Annotated in this window: 16 protein-coding genes and 1 pseudogene; 9 read left to right on the forward strand and 8 right to left on the reverse strand. The window is 62.0% G+C overall.

Annotation, left to right across the window (positions count from 1 at the left end):
• Positions 1-12: 12 nt before the first annotated feature.
• Positions 13-1,203, forward strand: a complete 1,191-nt coding sequence (gene prpF / locus ACYP2A_RS12495; protein WP_459745304.1) for a 2-methylaconitate cis-trans isomerase PrpF — start codon at positions 13-15, stop codon at positions 1,201-1,203.
• On the opposite strand, the gene yfcF is transcribed toward prpF, so the two are convergent.
• Together yfcF and ppsR are read right to left on the reverse strand one after the other, a co-directional pair.
• The gene (gene yfcF / locus ACYP2A_RS12500; RefSeq protein ID WP_459745306.1) at positions 1,198-1,833 is read right to left on the reverse strand and encodes a glutathione transferase; all 636 of its coding nucleotides are present in this window, start codon (positions 1,831-1,833) and stop codon (positions 1,198-1,200) included. The two genes, prpF and yfcF, sit on opposite strands and share 6 nt — an antisense overlap.
• A gap of 106 nt (positions 1,834-1,939) precedes the next feature.
• Positions 1,940-2,758, reverse strand: a complete 819-nt coding sequence (gene ppsR / locus ACYP2A_RS12505) for a posphoenolpyruvate synthetase regulatory kinase/phosphorylase PpsR (RefSeq protein WP_459745308.1) — start codon at positions 2,756-2,758, stop codon at positions 1,940-1,942.
• 158 nt (positions 2,759-2,916) lie between these two features.
• Here ppsR and ppsA point away from each other — a divergent pair, with 158 nt between their 5' ends.
• The 7 genes from ppsA to ACYP2A_RS12540 all read left to right on the forward strand — a co-directional run bounded on the left by ppsA (position 2,917) and on the right by ACYP2A_RS12540 (position 10,439).
• The gene (ppsA, locus tag ACYP2A_RS12510) at positions 2,917-5,292 is read left to right on the forward strand and encodes a phosphoenolpyruvate synthase (RefSeq protein WP_459745310.1); all 2,376 of its coding nucleotides are present in this window, start codon (positions 2,917-2,919) and stop codon (positions 5,290-5,292) included.
• A gap of 142 nt (positions 5,293-5,434) precedes the next feature.
• Entirely contained in the window at positions 5,435-6,436 is a 1,002-nt protein-coding gene (locus ACYP2A_RS12515) for an alpha/beta fold hydrolase (protein WP_459745311.1), read from the forward strand.
• Between the two features lie 24 nt (positions 6,437-6,460).
• Positions 6,461-7,456: a zinc transporter ZntB gene (locus ACYP2A_RS12520; RefSeq protein ID WP_459745313.1), complete on the forward strand. Its 996-nt coding sequence runs from the start codon at positions 6,461-6,463 to the stop codon at positions 7,454-7,456.
• 85 nt (positions 7,457-7,541) lie between these two features.
• On the forward strand, positions 7,542-7,790 hold the full coding sequence (locus tag ACYP2A_RS12525; protein WP_459745315.1) for a CrfX protein: 249 nt from the start codon (positions 7,542-7,544) through the stop codon (positions 7,788-7,790).
• Between the two features lie 2 nt (positions 7,791-7,792).
• On the forward strand, positions 7,793-8,617 hold the full coding sequence (locus ACYP2A_RS12530; RefSeq protein WP_459745317.1) for a mechanosensitive ion channel family protein: 825 nt from the start codon (positions 7,793-7,795) through the stop codon (positions 8,615-8,617).
• Between the two features lie 87 nt (positions 8,618-8,704).
• A complete protein-coding gene (sigX, locus tag ACYP2A_RS12535; protein WP_459745319.1) occupies positions 8,705-9,295 on the forward strand; it encodes an RNA polymerase sigma factor SigX in 591 nt (196 codons plus the stop codon).
• 106 nt (positions 9,296-9,401) lie between these two features.
• Positions 9,402-10,439 carry an OmpA family protein gene (locus ACYP2A_RS12540; RefSeq protein WP_459745321.1) on the forward strand — a complete coding sequence of 346 codons (1,038 nt, stop codon included), beginning with the start codon at positions 9,402-9,404 and terminating at the stop codon, positions 10,437-10,439.
• A 109-nt stretch (positions 10,440-10,548) separates the two neighbouring features.
• Here the strand turns inward: ACYP2A_RS12540 and cobA are convergent, their stop codons facing one another.
• The 6 genes and pseudogenes from cobA to ACYP2A_RS12570 all read right to left on the reverse strand — a co-directional run bounded on the left by cobA (position 10,549) and on the right by ACYP2A_RS12570 (position 19,621).
• Positions 10,549-11,301 carry a uroporphyrinogen-III C-methyltransferase gene (gene cobA, locus ACYP2A_RS12545; RefSeq protein ID WP_459745322.1) on the reverse strand — a complete coding sequence of 251 codons (753 nt, stop codon included), beginning with the start codon at positions 11,299-11,301 and terminating at the stop codon, positions 10,549-10,551.
• A 10-nt stretch (positions 11,302-11,311) separates the two neighbouring features.
• Positions 11,312-14,044 (reverse strand): nitrate reductase, encoded by a 2,733-nt coding sequence (locus ACYP2A_RS12550; protein ID WP_459745324.1) that lies wholly within the window; start codon positions 14,042-14,044, stop codon positions 11,312-11,314.
• Positions 14,045-14,052: 8 nt separating this feature from the next.
• Positions 14,053-15,258, reverse strand: a pseudogene (locus ACYP2A_RS12555) (NAD(P)/FAD-dependent oxidoreductase); the annotation flags it as partial.
• Positions 15,259-15,512: 254 nt separating this feature from the next.
• Positions 15,513-17,168, reverse strand: a complete 1,656-nt coding sequence (locus tag ACYP2A_RS12560) for a protein kinase domain-containing protein (protein ID WP_459745325.1) — start codon at positions 17,166-17,168, stop codon at positions 15,513-15,515.
• Between the two features lie 9 nt (positions 17,169-17,177).
• A complete protein-coding gene (locus ACYP2A_RS12565; protein ID WP_459745326.1) occupies positions 17,178-18,389 on the reverse strand; it encodes a nitrate/nitrite transporter in 1,212 nt (403 codons plus the stop codon).
• A gap of 266 nt (positions 18,390-18,655) precedes the next feature.
• Positions 18,656-19,621: a GlxA family transcriptional regulator gene (locus ACYP2A_RS12570; RefSeq protein WP_459745328.1), complete on the reverse strand. Its 966-nt coding sequence runs from the start codon at positions 19,619-19,621 to the stop codon at positions 18,656-18,658.
• A gap of 125 nt (positions 19,622-19,746) precedes the next feature.
• Between ACYP2A_RS12570 and ACYP2A_RS12575 the strand changes: the two genes are divergently transcribed.
• Positions 19,747-19,992: isochorismatase family protein (locus tag ACYP2A_RS12575; protein ID WP_459745330.1), on the forward strand; the 246-nt coding region annotated here is incomplete at its 3' end.

Here is a 19,992-nt window from a genome sequence, read left to right on the forward strand (position 1 = left end):
AGGAACCCATTCATGACTCATCAAGCACAGCTGCGCATTCCTGCTACTTATATGCGCGGTGGCACCAGCAAAGGCGTGTTCTTCAACCTTGCCGATTTGCCTGAACCGGCGCAGGTGCCCGGGCCGGACCGCGATGCCTTGTTGCTGCGGGTGATCGGCAGCCCCGACCCCTATGAAAAGCAGATCGACGGCATGGGCGGGGCGACGTCGAGCACCAGCAAGACCGTGATCCTGTCGCGCAGTGAGCGCGAAGGCTTCGATGTCGACTACTTGTTCGGCCAGGTCGCCATCGACAAGCCGTTCGTTGACTGGAGCGGCAACTGCGGCAACCTCTCGGCGGCGGTCGGCGCCTTTGCGATCAGCAGCGGGCTGGTGGCGGCCGAGCGCATTCCAGAGGATGGCGTGGCGGTGGTGCGTATCTGGCAGGCCAATATCGGCAAGGCGATCATTGCCCATGTGCCGATCACGGCAGGCCAGGTGCAGGAAACCGGCGATTTCGAGCTCGATGGCGTGACCTTTCCGGCCGCCGAGGTGATTCTTGAGTTTCTTGACCCGGCGGCGGACGAAGAGGGCGCAGGCGGTTCGATGTTTCCTACTGGCAATCTTGTTGACGAACTACAGGTGCCGGGGTTTGGCCCGCTCAATGCCACGCTGATCAATGCTGGCATTCCAACGGTGTTCATCAATGCGCAGGATCTGGGCTACAGCGGCCGTGAACTGCAAGGCGATATCAATGGTGACCCCAAGGCACTGGCATTGCTGGAAAGCATTCGTACCCAGGGGGCGTTGCGCATGGGGCTGATTGCCAGTCTGGAACAAGCCGCACAGCGTCAACACACGCCAAAAGTCGCCTTTGTCGCGGCGCCTGCCGATTATGTAGCGTCCAGTGGCAAGCCGGTGCGGGCGCAAGACATCGACCTTCTGGTGCGCGCGGTGTCGATGGGCAAGCTGCACCACGCGATGATGGGCACCGCCGCCGTGGCCATCGGCACGGCAGCGGCGATTCCCGGCACGCTGGTCAACCTGGCGGCCGGCGGTGAAGCGCGCAGTGCCGTGCGTTTCGGCCATCCGTCCGGTACCTTGCGCGTCGGCGCCGAAGCGCAGCAGATGCAAGGGCAGTGGCAAGTCACCAAGGCCATCATGAGCCGCAGTGCACGGGTATTGATGGAAGGCTGGGTGCGCGTGCCAGCCCCTTGGTTATAGCGGCGGACGCTGCAGGTTGACCCATTCCTGCACCGACGGTCGCTGCCATTGGCGCGCGGCGTAATCGACCAGCGATTGCGGCACCGCGTCGCCATTGAGGATCAGGCGGTTGAGCATGACCGCCAGGTCGACATCGGCAATCGACCATTGTCCGCACACATGCTCGCGACCGTCTTGCAGAAGGCTTTGCGCCGCCGCAATCAAGGTGTCGGCCGCCACCTGGCCTTCGACTGACAGCGGCGCTTCGACTTTCTGGCCATAAAACACCACCAGGGTCGAGCGTTCGCTGCGGATCGGCAGCAAATCGCTGCGCAACCAGGCCTGCACCTGACGGGCGCGGGCGCGTTGCTTCGGGTATTGCGGATAGAGGCTGGTGCCGTCGACAGTGTCTTCAAGATACTCGGTAATCGCCGAGGATTCGGACAGGGCAAAGTCACCCTGCACCAGAGTCGGTACACGCCGGGTCAGCGACAGGTCGGCGTAAGCGTCACGGTGATGATGGGCCTGGTGCAGGTCGACCTGTACCAGATCGAACTCAATGCCTTTTTCGCGCAGGGCGACGAAGGCTGACAGGGCATACGGGCTGGTAAAGCGCGCATCGACGTAAAGTTGCACAGGGGCCTGGCTCACGGGGTCATCTCCTTGTGGCGGGAGAGAGCACGCTACGCCAATGTCGGGCTTAAATGAAATTCAGGATTTCTATGCCGGCATTCCTGGCAGGAATGCCGGCATTTTATTATTTGAAACGGCGCTCGACGCCTTTTTCGACCAGCACCTTGGCCGAGATTTCTTCGACCGAAAAGTGCGTGGAATTGAGGTTGGGAATGTTCTCGCGCCGGAACAGGCCCTCGACTTCGCGCACCTCGAACTCGCATTGCGCATAGCTGGCGTAGCGGCTGTTGGGCTTGCGTTCGTGGCGGATGGCGGTCAGCCGGTCGGGGTCGATGGTCAGACCGAACAGTTTGTCGCGATGGTTCTTCAGCGCCGTCGGCAATTGCAGGCGTTCCATATCGTCTTCGGTCAGCGGGTAGTTGGCGGCGCGGATGCCGAACTGCATGGCCATGTACAAACACGTCGGTGTCTTGCCGCAGCGCGACACGCCGACCAGGATAATGTCGGCCTTGTCGTAATAATGGGTGCGCGCACCGTCGTCGTTGTCCAGTGCAAAGTTGACGGCTTCAATGCGCTCCATGTAGTTGGAGTTGTGACCAATGGAGTGGGATTTGCCCACCGAATAGGAGGAGTGTGAACTAAGCTCCTGCTCCAGCGGCGCCAGGAAGGTCGAGAAAATATCGATCATGAAGCCGTTGGAGGTGGCCAGGATCTCGCGAATTTCCTGGTTGACGATAGTATCGAAGATGATCGGTCGCGCATCGTCGCGTTCGGCGGCCTGATTGATTTGTTGTACCATCGCCCGCGCTTTCTCGACGCTGTCGATGTAGGGCCGGGTGAACTTGCTGAACGCGGTGGTTTCAAACTGCGCCAGCAAACTCTGTCCGAGTGTCTCGGCAGTGATACCGGTACCATCGGAGATGAAGAACGCGGATCGTTTCATTTGCGGCCCTGGCCTTAAGCTGATGACGATTCTTGGATATGATAGGCGCGTTTGCCGGCCTGACAGCCTGCATTCTCGCTTTTTCCAGGCTTGGGCCACAAGCGCCCGGGCACATGAGCTTTTCCCAACAACGAACAATAGTTAGTGGAGAGATCACCTTGGTAGAGTACGTAGTTTCCCTCGATAAGCTCGGCGTCCATGATGTGGAGCACGTGGGAGGCAAGAACGCATCCCTCGGCGAAATGATCAGCAACCTCGCAGGCGCTGGCGTTTCGGTGCCCGGTGGTTTTGCCACCACGGCCCAGGCCTACCGTGATTTCCTTGAGCTCAGTGGTCTGAACGATCAGATCCACGCAGCCCTGGACGCTCTGGATGTCGACGACGTCAACGCCCTGGCCAAGACCGGTGCGCAGATTCGTCAGTGGATCATGGAAGCTCAGTTCCCTGAGCGCCTCAACGCCGAGATTCGTACTGCCTTCGAACAACTGTCGGCCGGTAACCCGAATCTGGCGGTGGCTGTGCGTTCTTCCGCCACCGCCGAAGACCTGCCCGACGCCTCGTTTGCCGGTCAGCAGGAAACCTTCCTGAACATTCGCGGCGTGGACAACGTGATCCGCGCCACCAAAGAGGTGTTTGCCTCGCTGTTCAACGACCGCGCCATTTCCTACCGCGTGCACCAGGGTTTTGACCACAAGCTGGTGGCCCTGTCGGCCGGTGTCCAGCGCATGGTGCGTTCCGAAACCGGCACTGCCGGGGTGATGTTCACCCTGGACACCGAATCGGGTTTCCGCGATGTGGTGTTCATCACCGGCGCCTATGGCCTGGGCGAAACCGTAGTGCAGGGGGCGGTCAACCCTGACGAATTCTATGTGCACAAAGACACCCTGACCGCCGGCCGCCCGGCCATCCTGCGCCGCAACCTGGGCAGCAAGGCGATCAAGATGATCTACGGCGAAGAAGCCAAGGCCGGCAAGTCGGTCAAGGTGGTCGACGTCGACGCCGCTGAACGCGCGCGCTTCTGCCTGACCGATGCTGAAGTCAATGAGCTGGCCAAGCAGGCCATCATCATCGAGAAGCACTACAAGGCACCGATGGACATCGAGTGGGCCAAGGACGGTGACGACGGCAAGCTGTACATCGTTCAGGCCCGCCCTGAAACCGTGAAAAGCCGCAGCAACGCCAACGTCATGGAGCGCTACCTGCTCAAGGAAAAGGGCACTGTGCTGGTCGAAGGCCGTGCCATTGGCCAGCGCATCGGCGCGGGCAAGGTGCGCATCATCAAGGACGTCTCGGAGATGGACAAGGTCCAGGCCGGCGACGTGCTGGTCTCCGACATGACCGACCCGGACTGGGAACCGGTCATGAAGCGCGCCAGCGCCATTGTCACCAACCGTGGCGGGCGTACCTGCCACGCGGCGATCATCGCCCGTGAACTGGGAATTCCGGCGGTCGTCGGTTGCGGTAACGCCACCCAGTTGCTGGTCGACGGCCAGGGCGTCACCGTGTCCTGCGCCGAAGGCGACACCGGTTACATCTTCGAGGGCGAGCTGGGCTTCGATATCAAGACCAACTCGGTCGATGCCATGCCCGACCTGCCGTTCAAGATCATGATGAACGTCGGCAACCCCGACCGCGCGTTCGATTTTGCCCAGTTGCCCAACGCCGGTGTCGGCCTTGCGCGCCTGGAGTTCATCATCAACCGCATGATCGGCGTGCACCCCAAGGCGCTGCTCAACTACGCGGGCTTGCCGCAGGACATCAAGGACAGCGTCGACAAGCGTATCGCCGGTTACAGCGATCCGGTCAGCTTCTATGTCGACAAGCTGGTCGAGGGCATCAGCACCCTGGCTGCTGCCTTTACTCCGAAAAAGGTCATCGTGCGCCTGTCGGACTTCAAGTCCAACGAGTACGCCAACCTGATCGGCGGCAAGCTGTACGAGCCGGAAGAAGAGAACCCGATGCTGGGCTTCCGCGGTGCCTCGCGTTACATCAGCGAGAACTTCCGCGACTGCTTCGAGCTGGAATGCCGCGCCCTCAAGCGCGTGCGTGAAGACATGGGCCTGACCAACGTCGAAATCATGGTGCCGTTCGTGCGCACCCTGGGCGAAGCCAGCCAGGTCATCGAGTTGCTGGCGGCCAATGGCCTGAAACGCGGTGAAAACGGCCTGCGCATCATCATGATGTGCGAACTGCCGTCCAACGCGATTCTGGCCGAAGAGTTCCTGGAATACTTCGACGGCTTCTCGATCGGCTCCAACGACCTGACCCAGTTGACCCTGGGCCTGGACCGCGACTCGGGGGTGATCGCTCACCTGTTCGACGAGCGCAACCCGGCGGTCAAGAAGCTGCTGTCCAACGCCATTCAGGCGTGCAACAAGGCCGGCAAGTACATCGGCATCTGTGGCCAGGGTCCTTCGGACCACCCGGACCTGGCGCGCTGGCTGATGGAGCAGGGCATCGAGAGCGTTTCGCTCAACCCTGACTCGGTGCTGGAGACCTGGTTCTTCCTCGCTGAAGGCCAGGCGCCAGCTTGATGTGATGCGATGACGTCCCGGGCCGTCTACAAGGTTCGGGATGGTCTAGAAGGGCGGTTTCCTCTGGGGGCCGCCTTTTTTTATCCAGTCGTTTTGTGCCACTCAAAGGCCGGACGCCTTTGAATTTTTGATCAAGAACACTATGCAAAGCAGCAGCTCTCTATTTCCCGTGGCCTTGATGAGCGCCGAACGTCGTGGCGATCTGGTCGAAGACGTTTATCGCCTCAAGCCTGGCAACAGCCCGGATGCCACCGTCGAACTGTGCGTGACCCGTCTTGGGCTGGCCGATCAGTCCGAGGTGCGCGGCACACCGGTGATTCTGCTGCATGGCAGTTTTTCCAACCGGCGTTTCTGGTATTCGCCCAAAGGCCTGGGCCTTGGGCCTTACCTGGTGCACTCAGGCTTTGATGTGTGGATCGCCGAAATGCGCGGTCATGGCCTGTCGGCGCGCAATGCCAACTACCGCGCCAACCGTGTCGCCGATTACGCCCGTTACGATTTGCCGGCCATTGGTGCGTTCGTCAAGGAGCTCAGCGGACAGGTGCCGCACTGGCTGGGTCACTCGCTGGGCGGTACGACCCTGGCAGCCGCCTTGGGCGGTGAGTATCTGGGCCAGGACGATGCCGCCTCGGTAGCGCTGTTCGGCAGCCAGGTCAGCCGTTACTACTGGCCGTTGAAAATCCCGCCGGTGCAATGGACCGGACGCTTGTTGCTCAGGCCTTTCGAGCATATTTCCGGTTCACGCTTCGAGCGCGGTCCCGAGGATGAGCCCATCGGCGTGGTGCTCGAAAGCATGCGCTGGCATGGCTTGTTCGGCCGTTTTGGCGACCGTGAGCGCAACTGGTGGACGGGGCTGGCCAATGCGCGCATGCCGGTGCTTGCCGTGGCTGCCGAAGGCGATCATCAGGATCCGCCGTGGGCCTGCCGCCTGCTGCTTGAGCGCTTTGGCTCTGCACAGCGCCGGCTTTTGTACCTGGGGCGCAGGCACGGGTTCAGTGACGATTTCGACCATGTGCGCATGCTGGTCAGCCAGGTCGCGCAGGAAGAGGTCTGGCCGAAGGTAGTCGAGTGGTTGCAACAGGGGGCGGTCGGCGAATTGTTGCCAGTCGTAGAAGAGCCGCAGAGTATGGCGGCTGAAACCTGAACAAGTGAACAAGTGAACTGAAGAATGTTTGACGAAGCCAACGCGCAGTGGGGGCTGGTCCACGCCCTGGTATTGGATGGCAACGGTGGTGCGCGGCAGATGGCCCGCACCGAACTGGACGGCTTGCAGCTTGCACCGCAGGAAAGCCTGTGGCTGCACTGGGATCGCAGCCATCCGCAGACCCATGCCTGGTTGCGCAATGACAGCGGCCTGAGCGAATTCAGCTGTAACCTGTTGCTTGAAGAAAACACCCGGCCGCGCTTGTTGTCGTTGCCGGATCAGGAATTGCTGCTGTTTTTGCGCGGAGTCAATCTGAACCCCGGCGCCGAGCCTGAAGACATGGTTTCGGTGCGCATCTTTGCCGCCGCCCAGTGCGTCATTTCTCTGCGCTTGCGGCCGTTGCGCGCCACTGATGAGCTGATCGGCAAGCTGCTTGAAGGTCGTGGCCCCAGGACCGCCTCCGAACTGATCCTGACCCTGTCGCAGCTGTTGACCGACAAGATTCAGGACCTGGTCGGCGACCTGACCGAGAAGGTCGATGACGAAGAAGAGCGCAACGATGCCGACGAATGCTACAGCCCTGACCACGGTGCCTTGTTGCAGGTTCGCCGCCGCGCCGCCGGTTTACGGCGCTTTCTGGCGCCGCAGCGCGATATCTTCGGTCAGTTGTCGCGCAGCCGCCTGACCTGGTTCGTCGATGACGACGTCGACTACTGGAACGAGCTGAACAACAGCATGACCCGCTATCTGGAGGAGCTGGAGCTGACCCGCGAGCGGCTCGGCCTGTTGCTGGATGCCGAAGACCGCAGGCTCAGCGAGCGGATGAACCGCACCATGTACCGTTTCGGGATCATCACCGGTATCTTTCTGCCGATGAGCTTTCTGACCGGGTTGCTGGGCATCAATGTCGGCGGCATTCCGGGATCGGACAACCCGTATGGTTTTCTGACCGCCTGTGGCCTGATCGTGGCGCTGGCGGCAGGGCAGTGGTGGCTGTTCAGGCGCTTGCGCTGGTTATGAAATAAATTTCATCTTTGCATGACGACCCGTGTGTGACTCAATTACCCAGGGTCGCGTCTCTCTGTGACATTGCGTGAGGTGGCAGATGCACGATCCATTCGAAGAATCCCTGCGAGACATGCTCAAGGCATCGTCCTCCACCCGGGATGACGATGCCTGTCTGGGCCGCGTCCTGAAAACCGCCAACCGGCAGGTCGGCGCCGGCGTACTGTTCGGCCTGCTGGGCCGCTGGACACAAGCCATGATGATTGCCGTCAATAACGGCAGTGCCCACGTTTCCCCGGTTTCGCGTCGCAGCAAACCTGTTGCTCGCCCCGTCGATAAGGCTGATTGAACATGGAATTGGACCTCTGGACCCAGAGTCTCGTGACTGCAATGACGGCATTGTGGACCAAAATCGCAAACTTCATCCCCAGCCTGTTCGGTGCGCTGGTGGTGGTGTTGCTGGGCTTTGTTGTGGCCAAACTGCTCGACGCCCTGTTGTCCAGGCTGCTGGCCAAGCTGGGCCTGGACCGGTTGATGAACGGCACCGGGCTGACCAAGCTGATCAGTCGTGCCGGGGTCAAGGTGCCGATCTCGACCCTGATCGGCAAGATCGTCTATTGGTTCGTGCTGTTGATTTTTCTGGTATCGGCCGCCGAATCGCTCGGTTTGCAGCGGGTCTCGGCGACGCTGGACATGCTCGCGCTGTACCTGCCCAAAGTGTTTGGCGCCGCCCTGGTGCTGCTGGTAGGCGTACTGCTGGCACAGTTGGCCAATGGCCTGGTACGTGGGGCGGCAGAAGGCGTCGGTGTCGACTATGCTGCGGGTCTTGGGCGTGTTGCGCAGGGGCTGGTGATCATTATCAGCCTCTCGGTGGCCATCAGTCAGCTCGAGGTCAAGACTGACCTGCTCAACCATGTGATCGTCATCGTGCTGATTACCGTGGGCCTGGCCGTCGCGCTGGCGATGGGCCTGGGCAGCCGGGAAATCGCCGGGCAGATCCTGGCGGGTATTTATGTGCGTGAACTCTATCAGGTCGGCCAGCAGGTTCAGGTCGGCGATATCGAAGGGCAGATCGAAGAAATAGGTACGGTCAAGACCACCTTGTTGACCGATGATGGGGAGTTGGTTTCGTTTTCCAACCGGATTCTTCTCGAGCAGCGTGTAAGCAGCCGTTAAGCGGCTAACCTGCTAATCTGTGCCGCCCCCAAATCGCCTGTTCACAGGCGATGGCGGCCTTTGACCTGACTTTCGGCACGATTCGTTTTGAATAAACCTTCTCCGCTATCGCAGCGTTATGAACCCCATGAACTCTCGGATGAGGAGCTGGTTGCGCGCGCCCATGACGAGCTGTTTCATGTGACGCGGGCATACGAAGAGTTGATGCGTCGCTACCAGCGCACTCTTTTTAATGTCTGCGCACGCTATTTAGGGAACGATCGCGACGCGGACGATGTCTGTCAGGAAGTGATGCTTAAGGTGTTGTACGGCTTGAAGAATTTCGAGGGTAAATCGAAATTCAAAACCTGGCTGTACAGCATCACCTATAACGAATGCATCACTCAGTATCGAAAGGAACGGCGTAAGCGTCGCTTGATGGACGCTTTAAGTCTTGACCCGATCGAGGAGGCGTCCGAAGAACGGACGCCCAAACCTGAAGAACGGGGCGGGCTTGATCGCTGGCTTGTGCATGTGAACCCGATTGACCGCGAAATTCTGGTGCTACGTTTTGTCGCAGAGCTTGAATTTCAGGAAATCGCAGACATCATGCACATGGGCTTGAGTGCGACTAAAATGCGCTACAAGCGGGCTTTGGATAAGCTGCGGGAGAAATTTGCAGGTAGCGCCGAAACTTAACGTGGCGCAAATACCTCTAAAGAGCCGGCAGGTTCTGATAGACTTGCCACCGAGTTGTCCCCGTTTTTTGGGGCTGCTTTACAATCACCAGATGGGGATTTAACGGATGAAACTGAAAAACACCTTGGGCTTGGCCATTGGTACAATCGTTGCCGCCACTTCGTTCGGCGCACTGGCTCAAGGCCAAGGCGCAGTCGAAATCGAAGGCTTCGCCAAAAAAGAATACTACGACAGCCAGCGTGACTTCAAAAACGACGGCAACCTGTTCGGTGGTTCGATTGGCTACTTCCTGACCGACGATGTCGAGCTGCGTCTGGGCTACGACGAAGTTCATAACGTCCGTGGTGAAGATGGCAAGAACATCAAGGGCTCGAACACCGCTCTGGACGCTCTGTACCACTTCAACAATCCTGGCGACATGCTGCGCCCGTACGTTTCGGCTGGTTTCTCTGACCAGAGCATCGGCCAGACCGGCCGTGGCGGCCGTAACGGTTCGACCTTCGCCAACGTTGGCGGCGGCGCCAAGCTGTACTTCACTGACAACTTCTACGCCCGTGCCGGCGTTGAAGCTCAGTACAACATCGACCAGGGCGACACCGAGTGGGCGCCAAGCGTCGGTATCGGCGTTAACTTCGGTGGCGGCAGCAAGCCAGCTGCAGCACCGGCTCCTGCTCCAGTTGCTGAAGTCTGCTCCGACAGCGACAACGACGGCGTCTGCGACAACGTCGACAAGTGCCCTGACACCCCGGCTGGCGTGACTGTCGACGCTGATGGCTGCCCGGCTGTTGCCGAAGTCGTCCGTGTTGAGCTGGACGTGAAGTTCGATTTCGACAAAGCTCAGGTCAAGACCAACAGCTATGGCGACATCAAGAACCTGGCTGACTTCATGCAGCAGTACCCACAAACCAGCACCACTGTTGAAGGTCACACTGACTCCGTCGGTACTGACGCTTACAACCAGAAACTGTCGCAGCGTCGTGCCGACGCTGTTAAACAGGTCCTGGTTAACCAGTACGGCGTTGGCGCTAACCGCGTCAACTCGGTTGGTTACGGTGAGTCCCGTCCGGTTGCTGACAACGCCACCGAGTCTGGCCGCGCAGTTAACCGTCGCGTAGAAGCTGAAGTAGAAGCCCAGGCCAAGTAATTTGCCTGCCTTCTAGCCGACAGGCGGCTCCGGTCGCCTGATCTGCAATGAAAAATGCCCCGTACCGAAAGGTACGGGGCATTTTTCGTTATGGGTCTGGCCTTGAAGGCTATCCCACCGCTTGCAGGAGCGGATTTATCCGCGAGGCTTCACCCGCCGCCCCCACCACTTCACCGATCACCAGTACGGCAGGGCTCTTGAGCGCAAAAGCCACTGCGTCGCGCTGCATGTCGCGCAAAGTGCTGCGGCACTCGCGCTGGTGGGGCAGGGAGGCATTCTCGATCATTGCCACCGGCATGTCCGCGTGCATGCCACCGGCCAGCAGGCCGGCGCAAATATCGTCCAGACGTGCCACGCCCATGTACACCACCAGCGTCGTGCCGGTCTGGGCCAGCGCTTGCCAGTTAAGGCTGCTGTCGTCCTGGGTGTGCGCAGTCACCAATGTCACGCCCCGGCTGATACCGCGCAGGGTCAGGGAGATATCGCATTGCGTAGCGCCCGCCAGGCCTGCGGTGATGCCATTGACCAGCTCCACCTCCACACCTTGGGCCTTGAGCCATTGCGCCTCTTCGCCGCCACGGCCAAATATGCACGGGTCGCCGCCCTTGAGGCGCACCACGCATTTGCCCTGGCGGGCATAGCGCAGCATCAAACGGTGGATGAACGCCTGCGGTGTCGAACGGCAACCGCCGCGTTTGCCGACGCCAATCACGCGGGCGTCGGGGCAATGCTCCAGCACCGCCGGGTTGACCAGATCGTCGATCATCACGATGTCGGCGCTGTGCAGGGCGCGCACCGCTTTAAGCGTCAACAGTTCGGGGTCGCCGGGACCTGCGCCGACCAGCCAGACTTTTGCGTTCATGGATTATTCCTCACTCAGGGATGGCGACCAGGTTGATCAGGCGTTTTATTTCCGGGACACAGGAGCCGCATTGGGTTCCGCAGCCCAGCTGGTTTTTCAGTTCGTCCAGGCACAAGCCGCGCTCGATACCGGCGGTGATGCTGCTCTGGCTGACGTTCTTGCAGTTACACAAAATCTTGTCGGCGCTTGCGAATGCGCTCTTGCCCGGCTCGCTGCTGATCGGCGCCAGCATCCAGCGGCGCAGCGGTTCGTCGGCGCGGCCTTCCAGCCACAGGTTTTGCAGCCAGTGCTGGGCCAGGGTTTCGCCGGCCAGGCGCACGGCAGTGATGCGCTCATGGTCGATACGCACGCGCTTGCCGACGCCACGCTTGGGGTCGTCGTAGGCCATCACCGGGCCGTGATCCAGGCCCAGCAACTGGTCGATCTGTTCCAGCAGGACGGCATCGGGTGCCTGCTCATGGGCGGCGCGAACCACCAGCGCCGGGCGCTCGCGGCCTATCAGCCCCAGGCTTGCGTAGGCGAACGCTTCACATAACGGACGCAAGGCTTGCAGATGGCGCTGGACATCGCCTTCGATCAGGGCGAAAAAGCGCCAGGGCAGGTGGGCTTTCTCGATCCGGGCCCCGGAATGCTTGAGTTCCGGCTGTTTCGACAGCGGGTCATAAGCCGGCTGGGTCAGCAGGTTGACGCCGCCCTTGAGGAAGCGGTCGCCCCAGTGCATCGGCAGCCAGGCATGCCCTGCGCGCAGGCTGTCGTCGCTGGCGATGGGTACGACCAGACTGCCGCGCCGGCTGTGCAGGTGCACCAGATCGCCGTTTTCCAGGCGCTGGCGTTGCATATCGTCCGGGTTCAGGCCCAGCACCGCCTCACTGACATGCCCGAACAGCCGGGCGGCAGTGCCGGTGCGGCTCATGCCGTGCCATTGGTCGCGCAGCCGGCCGGTATTGAGGGTCAGCGGAAAGCGCGCATCGCGGCGTTCCTGCGGTGCGACCCAGGCATCGCAGACAAACTTCGCACGGCCCGAGACGGTCGGGAAGATGCCGTCGGTGTACAGGCGTGGCGTGCCCGCGCTGGCGCCTTCAGGGAAGGGCCATTGTTGCGGGCCCAGTTGCTCGATCACCGTGCGGCTGATGCCGCTCATGTCCAGGTCGCGGCCACGGGTCAGGCCTTTGAATTCTTCGAACAGAGACTGATGCGTCGGGAAGTCGAACAGCGGCGCACTGCCGGGGCGCAGGCGTTTTTGCAGGCGCTGGGCGAAATCCACGGTGATCGACCAGTCCGCACGCGCCTCGCCGGGCGCCGGGATGGCCTTGCGCACGTTCGACAGGCGCCGCTCGGAGTTGGTCACCGTGCCTTCTTTCTCGCCCCAACTGGCCGCAGGCAGCAGCAGGTCGGCATAACGGGCGGTTTCGGTGGTATGAAAGGCCTCTTGCAGCACCACGAACGGGCAGTCGCTCAGCGCCTGGCGCACGGCTGCCTGGTCAGGCATCGACTGCGCGGGGTTGGTACAGGCGATCCACAAGGCTTTGATCGTGCCGCTGCGCACTTGCTCGAACAGGTCGATGGCCGACAGTCCGGGATTGGCCGGTAGCTCGGCGACGTTCCAGTAATCGGCCACTTCGCGGCGATGTTCGGCATTGCTCGCTTCACGATGCCCCGGCAGCAGGTTGGACAGGCTGCCGGTTTCGCGGCCGCCCATGGCGTTGGGCTGGCCGGTGAGCGAGAAAGGCCCGGCGCCGGGGCGCCCGATCTGCCCGGTGGCCAGATGCAGGTTGATCAGTGCGCTGTTCTTGGCGCTGCCGGCGGTGGACTGGTTCAGGCCCATGCACCACAGCGACAGAAAGGCCGGTGCCTCGCCGATCAGGCGGGCGCAGGTGTACAGGTCCTCGATACTGATGTCGCACAGCCGTGCGACATACTCAGGTGTGTAGTCACGCACCATGGCTTTCAGTTCGGCAAAGCCTTCGGTGTGCGCATCGATGAAGCCAGGGTCGAGGCGCGCCTCCCAGATCAGCAAGTGCAAAATGCCATGAAACAGCGCCACATCCGTGCCGCCCTGAATGGCCAAGTGCAGATCGGCCAGTTCGCAGGTGTCGGTACGCCGTGGGTCGACGACGATGATCTTCATGTCCGGGCGGCGGCTTTTGGCGTCTTCCAGGCGCCGGAACAGAATCGGGTGGGCATAGGCCATGTTGCTGCCGACAATCAGCAGGGTGTCGGCCAGCTCGATGTCTTGGTAATTGCACGGCGGTGCATCGGCGCCCAGGCTGCGCTTGTAGCCGACCACGGCAGACGACATGCACAACCGCGAATTGCTGTCGATGTTGTTGGTGCCTACCAATGCGCGGGCCAGCTTGTTGAAGGCGTAATAGTCTTCGGTCAGCAATTGCCCTGAAATGTAGAACGCCACGCTGTCGGGGCCGTGTTCGGCAATCGTCTGGGCAAATACGCCGGTGGCGTGATCCAGCGCGGTGTCCCAGTCGGTGACGCTGCGCGTCAGCGATTTGCTCAGGCGCAGTTCCGGGTACAACGCGCGGCTGCTCATGTCGCCGGTCAAGTGCAGGCTTGAGCCCTTGCTGCACAGCCGGCCGAAATTGGCCGGGTGCTGCGGGTCGCCGCTGACGCCATGAATGCGCACATCGTCGTGCTCGATCAACACTCCGCAGCCCACGCCGCAATAGCAGCAGGTCGAGGCGGTGGTACGCAGTGGCGCAGGTGGCTGTGTGGTCAGAAGTGCCGTCATGCGCTGGCCGCCTGTGCGCCGAACATCAAGTGCTGGCGGATCGCGTCGATACGGCTGTTGGCGCGGATCTGCTGCATGTACCAGCCGCCATCGCTGGTGTCGCCGTACAGGCAGGCGCCGACCAGTACGTCGTCCTTGATCACCAGCTTTTTGTAGATGCCGCTGATCGGGTCTGAATAGGTGATGCTCTCGGTGCCTTCGCCGCCCAGAAAATCGCCCGCCGAAAACAGGTCGATACCCGTCACTTTGAGCTTGGCCGAGGTCACCGAGCCCGGATAACGGGCAAAGCCCAGTTGCGCCAGGTGGTTGGCACACACCTTGGCCTGCTCGAACAGTGGCGCGACCAGCCCGTAGGCCACGCCGCGATGGCTGGCGCATTCGCCGATGGCGTATATACGCGGGTCATAGGTCTGCAAGGTGTCGTTGACCAGAATGCCGCGATTGCACGGCAGCCCGGCCTTTTCGGCCAGTGCGGTTTCAGGACGGATGCCGGCGGCCATCACCACCAGGTCGGCCGCGATGGTCTGGCCGTCCTGCAGGCGCACGCCTTGCACCCGGCCCTGGTCGTCGCCGAGCAAGGCGCTGGTGTGCGCGTTCAGGCAGAAGTTCAGGTTGCGTTGTTCCAGGGCCTTTTGCAGCAAGCGGCCAGAGGTGAAGTCCAGTTGCCGCTCCAGCAGGCTCTTGCCGTGATGCACCACGGTCACCTGCATGCCGCGCAGGGCCAGGCCATTGGCCGCTTCCAGGCCCAGCAGGCCGCCGCCGATGATTACCGCGCGGCGGTGGGTGTTGGCGGTGTCGATCATCTGTCGGGTGTCAGCGATGTCGCGATAGCCGATCACGCCCTCCAGGTCATTGCCCGGCACTGGCAGGATATAAGGCTTGGAGCCGGTGGCGATCAGCAACCGGTCATAACCCGCCTCGGTGCCATCGTCGGCAATCACCACGCGGCGCTTGCGGTCGATCTTCACCACCCGGCGGCCGAGAAACAGATGAATGTTGTGGTCGCGGTACCAGTTCAGGTCGTTGAGCACGATGTCGTCGAAACCCTGCTCGCCGGCCAGCACCGGCGACAGCATGATGCGGTTGTAGTTGGGATGCGGCTCGGCCCCGAACACCGTGATGTCGTACAGCTCGTCGCTGAGCTTGAGCAACTCTTCGAGGGTGCGGACCCCAGCCATGCCGTTGCCGATCATCACCAGTTTGAGTTTTTTCATGGGGGCCTCGTGAATGCTGCGCAAACAAAAAAGGCGTCCTCGCCAGTTACCTGACGAGGACGCCTTTGTCCGCTCCCGTTTAATCGGGAAGTGCCGCCTTCGCCATTGAAGACCGCACGTTATGTGTGTGTTGGCAAAGGCTCATGCAGCGCCTGTGCCAAGTCGCCCAAGGCCCTGAAAACAAGGCCTCTGGCTGGCACATGGACGGATAATGCGCACCGGATTGAGGCGTGGCGCACAGAAGCGGGGCAGCGCTACGCGATCATCACAATGAATGCCACCAGATTACCCAGCAGCGAGACCAGTGCCAGCGTGCGCCAGACTTTTACCGGCTCGCGCTCCAGCCACGGTTGCGCTCGCGCGGTGACAGGGCGGTGTTCACCCTGTTCCAGCTCCAGCAGCCATTGCTCGGCGGTTTCGAAGCGCTGTTCGGGGTCGGCCTGCAAGGCCTGGGACAGATGATTGCTGAGCCAGTCCGGCAGGTCTGGGCGGTAACGGCTGGCCGGAATCGGCGTGGTAAAGCGCCGGTGCTGAAACGCCTCGATTTCGCCATACGGGTATTGCCCGGTGAGCAGGAAATACAAGGTGACTGCCACGGCATACAGGTCGTGACGCGGTGTCGGCTCCGCCCCGGCAAATACCTCGGGGGCGATATAGCTCGGCGTGCCGGGTACATCGCCAGGAATGCGGCTCGACAGCCCCGGACAAAACGCCAGGCCGAAATCCAGCACGCGCAGCTCGCCGTCGTCACCGAGCAGCAGGTTCTCGGGCTTGATATCGCGGTGGATGATGTTGCGCCGGTGCAGCAAACCGGTGGCGCGCAGCAGGCGGGTGGCCAGGTCCTGCCATTGCACCAGCGGCAGGGGCCCGGTCACGGCAAACAGCTTGTCCAGCGTGCGCCCCGGATACTGGCGCATCAGGTAGTACAAATGCTGGCGTTCCGGCAGCGGCGCGGCTTCGGGAAAGTAACGCCCGGCGACGCGGCGCAAAAACCATTCCTCCAGCAGCAGCGCTTGGCCAGCACCGTCTTCGTCGGCGCGGCTGGCGGGCAGCGTCTTGAGCAGCCATGGCTGGCCGCTGTCGTCGCTGACCCGATAAACCAGCGACTGGCGTGATTGGGCCAGCACACTCTGCACCTGCCAGCCTTCAAACGACTGGCCGGGCTTGAGCGGCGGCGGCAGTGGCCACTGCTGCAACTGGCGCAAGGTGTCGCCCAGGTCGTCGTGACCCAGGCTGTCGACGTGCAACAGCAGGGCACTGGCGTTGTCCTGGCTGCCGGCCAGATGGGCGGCGCTGACCAGCGCCTTGACGCAGGCTTGCAGGTCGTCAGTGTCGCTGAGAATCGAGCGGATACCCGGATCGCCCAGCGTGGCCCAGATGCCGTCGCTGACCAGCAGCAGGCGTTCGCCTTCGCGCAGCTCGCCCTCCAGGTAATCCATGACCACGTACTGGTCCAGCCCCAGTGCGCGCTTGAGCACGTGGTTCATGTCCGGTTGTTCCCAGACATGCTCCTCGCTGATGCGTTGCAGCGTGCCGGCATGCCAGCGATAGACCCGGCAGTCACCGACATGCGCCATGGTGAAGCGCCGACCGCGCAACACCAGGGCGCTGAGGGTGGTCAACAGGCCGTTGGCCAGCAGCCAGCGGTTTTGCGCCAGCAACAGCTTGTCGAGCGCCTGAACGATGCTCCAGGTTTCCGGGGTGGCGTAGTAATCCAGCGCCAGCGCCTGCAGTGTCGACTGCGCGGCCAGTGCGCCATCGGCGCACTGACTGACCCCGTCGGCCAGGGCGAACAGATAACCCTTGCTGGCCGCCAGCGCCGGCACTGGCGTTACCATGCGCAGCGCGTCCTGGTTTTCGCTGCGCGGGCCGCTGGCGCTGAATTGCGCACAACTCAGTTGCAGAGTCATGGGCAGGGCTTAGACCCGCGCCGCAGTAACGGCTGCCGAGCCCCAGGTGGTGCGCCAGCGGCGTTTGACATTGAGCAGGCCGAACCAGGCCAGCACGGCAAGCCCTGCGAACAGCCACAGGCCCATTTGATAGTCGCCGGTGTGCTGCTTGATGGTGCCCAGGCCTGCGGCGAGGAAGAAACCGCCGATGCCACCGGCCATGCCGATCAGGCCTGTCATGACGCCGATTTCCTTACGGAAACGTTGTGGCACCAGCTGGAACACCGCGCCATTGCCGGCGCCCAGGCCGAGCATGGCGGCAACGAACAGTGCCAGCGCCGCCCACGAACTGGGCAGGTTGAAGCCCACCGCTGCAATGCCGATGGCGGCGACCGTGTACATCACGGCCAGGGTGCGGATACCACCGAAGCGGTCGGCCAGCGCGCCGCCCAGCGGGCGCATCAGGCTGCCACCGAACACACAGGCGGCGGTGTAGTAGCCGGCAGTGATCGGGCTCAGGCCGTACTGGTCGTTGAAATAGCCGGGCAGGGCGCTGGCCAGGCCGATAAAGCCGCCGAAGGTCACGCTGTAGAAAAACATGAACCACCAGCTGTCGCGGTCGCCCAGGGCTTTGAAGTAGTCGGTCATCGACTTGGGCTTGCTGCGCTCTGGCGCATTGCGAGCCATCAGGGTAAAGGCGATCAGGGTCAGCACCAGCGGAATCAGCGCCAGGCCAAACACATTGCCCCAGCCGAAACTGGCGGCCAGCACCGGCGCGATCAGGGCGGCGAGCACGGTACCGGAGTTACCGGCGCCGGCGATGCCCATGGCCTTGCCCTGGTGCTGCGGCGGATACCACTGCGACGCCAGCGGCAGTGCCACGGCAAACGACGCGCCGGCCATGCCCAGGAACAGGCCCAGCAACAGGGCTTGTTCATAGCTGTGGATGCCCAGTTGCCAGGCGGCGAACAGCGCCACGATGACGATGACCTGACCAATGATGCCGGCAGTTTTCGGTGACAGCTGGTCGGCCAGCATGCCCATCACGAAGCGCAGCACGGCACCGGCCAGAATCGGCGTGGCGACCATCAGGCCGCGTTGCTGGGTGGTCAATTGCAGGTCGGCGGCAATCTGTACTGCCATCGGGCCCAGCAGGTACCAGACCATGAAGCTCAGGTCGAAATACAGAAAGGCTGCAAAAAGGGTCGGTCTGTGCCCGGCCTTCCAGAAACTTGTATCCATTGCACACCTCATCATTTGCCAGAAAGGAAGCCAGAACGCAAAAAACGCCGCCTCTCGATACGCCTTGGGGCGAAAGGAGAGGGCGACGTCTTTGTCGTATGTGTGTGGGCAACCGCCGTTGGCTACCTGCGCAATAGACACAGCAAAAGCCGGGCCATGTTGGTATTCAACGGACTGGCAACGGCCTTGCCGGTGTGGGCGGCGAATATCGGGCGGTTAATCGCGCCATAACGGCGCACCTGCGCGCGGCAATGAGACGTTTCGGTTCAGTTCTGACGGGCACAAAACATGCGCCGGTAGCCCGAAGGCGAGACCTGGAAGGTTTGCACAAAGTGCTGACGCAACGAAGCGCTGCTGCCAAAGCCGCATTCGCCGGCGATCTGTTCGATCGACTGATTGCCGGTTTCCAGTCGGCGCCGGGCGAAAGCCAGGCGTTCGTGCAGCAGCCAGTCGCCGAAGGTCATGCCGGTCAGGCGCTTGAACTGGCGGGTAAAGGTGCGTCGGCTCAAGGACAGGCGCCCGGCGACGTCATCGATAGGGTGTGGCTGTTGCAGGTGGGCGCGCAGCCAGTCGAGCAACCGGGTCAGGCGCTGATCGGCCAGGCGCCGGGGCACGGGCTGCTCGATGAACTGCGCCTGATTGCCTTCGCGATGCGGCGGGACGACAAGGCGCCGGGCAATCTGGTTGGCGATGTCATGACCGTAGTATTCACGCACGATGTGCAGGCAACAGTCGATGCCGGCGGCCACGCCGGCTGAGGTCATCAGGCCTGCGGCTTCGACGTACAGCACATGGGCATCGAGTTGCACCTCGGGGTAGCGGCTGGCGAAGTCCTCGGCCCAGGCCCAGTGCGTGGTGGCCGGGTATCCGTCGAGCAGCCCGGCTGCGGCCAGTACATAGGCGCCCAGGCACAGGCCGACGACGCGTGCGCCGCGAGCATGAGCTTCACGCAGGGCTTGCAGCAAGGCAGCGGGTGGCGGCTCGTCGGCGTCGCGCCAGCTGGGCACGATAACGATATCCGCCCAGACCAGCGCCTCCAGCCCGTATTCGCACGCCACGCTAAAGCCTGCGGTAGAACGCAGCGGGCCGGGCTCGGCAGCGCAGACGCGCAGGTCGAACCATGGCTGGTCGTTTATGTGCCGCTCTTCACCCAGCACCAGGCAGGGCACGGACAAGTGAAAGGGGCTGATACGATCGAAGGCAACGAGGGCGACGTTGATGGACGGGGTCATAGGGGTGGCCGCGACAGAGAATGACCCGATCCTGGCGAAAGATGGCATTCAGGTCAATTTTCCGCTGCCTGCGATTGCCCGACACTGGTGCCTTCACTTAATGGATTGCTGCCTGGAGATCGCCCATGACCGCTGCCAAACGCGCCTTGATCGTCATCGATGTACAGAATGAGTATTTCACCGGCAACCTGCCGATCGAATACCCTGACCCGCAACAGTCGCTGGCCAATATTGGCCGTGCCATCGATGCGGCTCAGGCGCACCGGATTCCGGTCGTTCTGGTGCGGCATCTTGCATCGGCCGATTCCCCTCTGTTCGCTCGCGGCAGTGAAGGTGCAGCGCTGCACCCGGCAGTGGCGGGGCGTGAGCGT

The sequence above is a fragment of the Pseudomonas sp. 3A(2025) genome, assembly GCF_054589175.1.

Coding starts and splice junctions, on each gene's coding strand:
- prpF (WP_459745304.1), top strand. CDS start 13: ATGACTCATCAAGCACAGCTGCGCATTCCTGCTACTTATATGCGCGGT.
- ppsR (WP_459745308.1), bottom strand. CDS start 2,758: ATGAAACGATCCGCGTTCTTCATCTCCGATGGTACCGGTATCACTGCC.
- ACYP2A_RS12515 (WP_459745311.1), top strand. CDS start 5,435: ATGCAAAGCAGCAGCTCTCTATTTCCCGTGGCCTTGATGAGCGCCGAA.
- ACYP2A_RS12520 (WP_459745313.1), top strand. CDS start 6,461: ATGTTTGACGAAGCCAACGCGCAGTGGGGGCTGGTCCACGCCCTGGTA.
- ACYP2A_RS12525 (WP_459745315.1), top strand. CDS start 7,542: ATGCACGATCCATTCGAAGAATCCCTGCGAGACATGCTCAAGGCATCG.
- ACYP2A_RS12530 (WP_459745317.1), top strand. CDS start 7,793: ATGGAATTGGACCTCTGGACCCAGAGTCTCGTGACTGCAATGACGGCA.
- ACYP2A_RS12540 (WP_459745321.1), top strand. CDS start 9,402: ATGAAACTGAAAAACACCTTGGGCTTGGCCATTGGTACAATCGTTGCC.
- cobA (WP_459745322.1), bottom strand. CDS start 11,301: ATGAACGCAAAAGTCTGGCTGGTCGGCGCAGGTCCCGGCGACCCCGAA.
- ACYP2A_RS12550 (WP_459745324.1), bottom strand. CDS start 14,044: ATGACGGCACTTCTGACCACACAGCCACCTGCGCCACTGCGTACCACC.
- ACYP2A_RS12560 (WP_459745325.1), bottom strand. CDS start 17,168: ATGACTCTGCAACTGAGTTGTGCGCAATTCAGCGCCAGCGGCCCGCGC.
- ACYP2A_RS12565 (WP_459745326.1), bottom strand. CDS start 18,389: ATGGATACAAGTTTCTGGAAGGCCGGGCACAGACCGACCCTTTTTGCA.
- ACYP2A_RS12570 (WP_459745328.1), bottom strand. CDS start 19,621: ATGACCCCGTCCATCAACGTCGCCCTCGTTGCCTTCGATCGTATCAGC.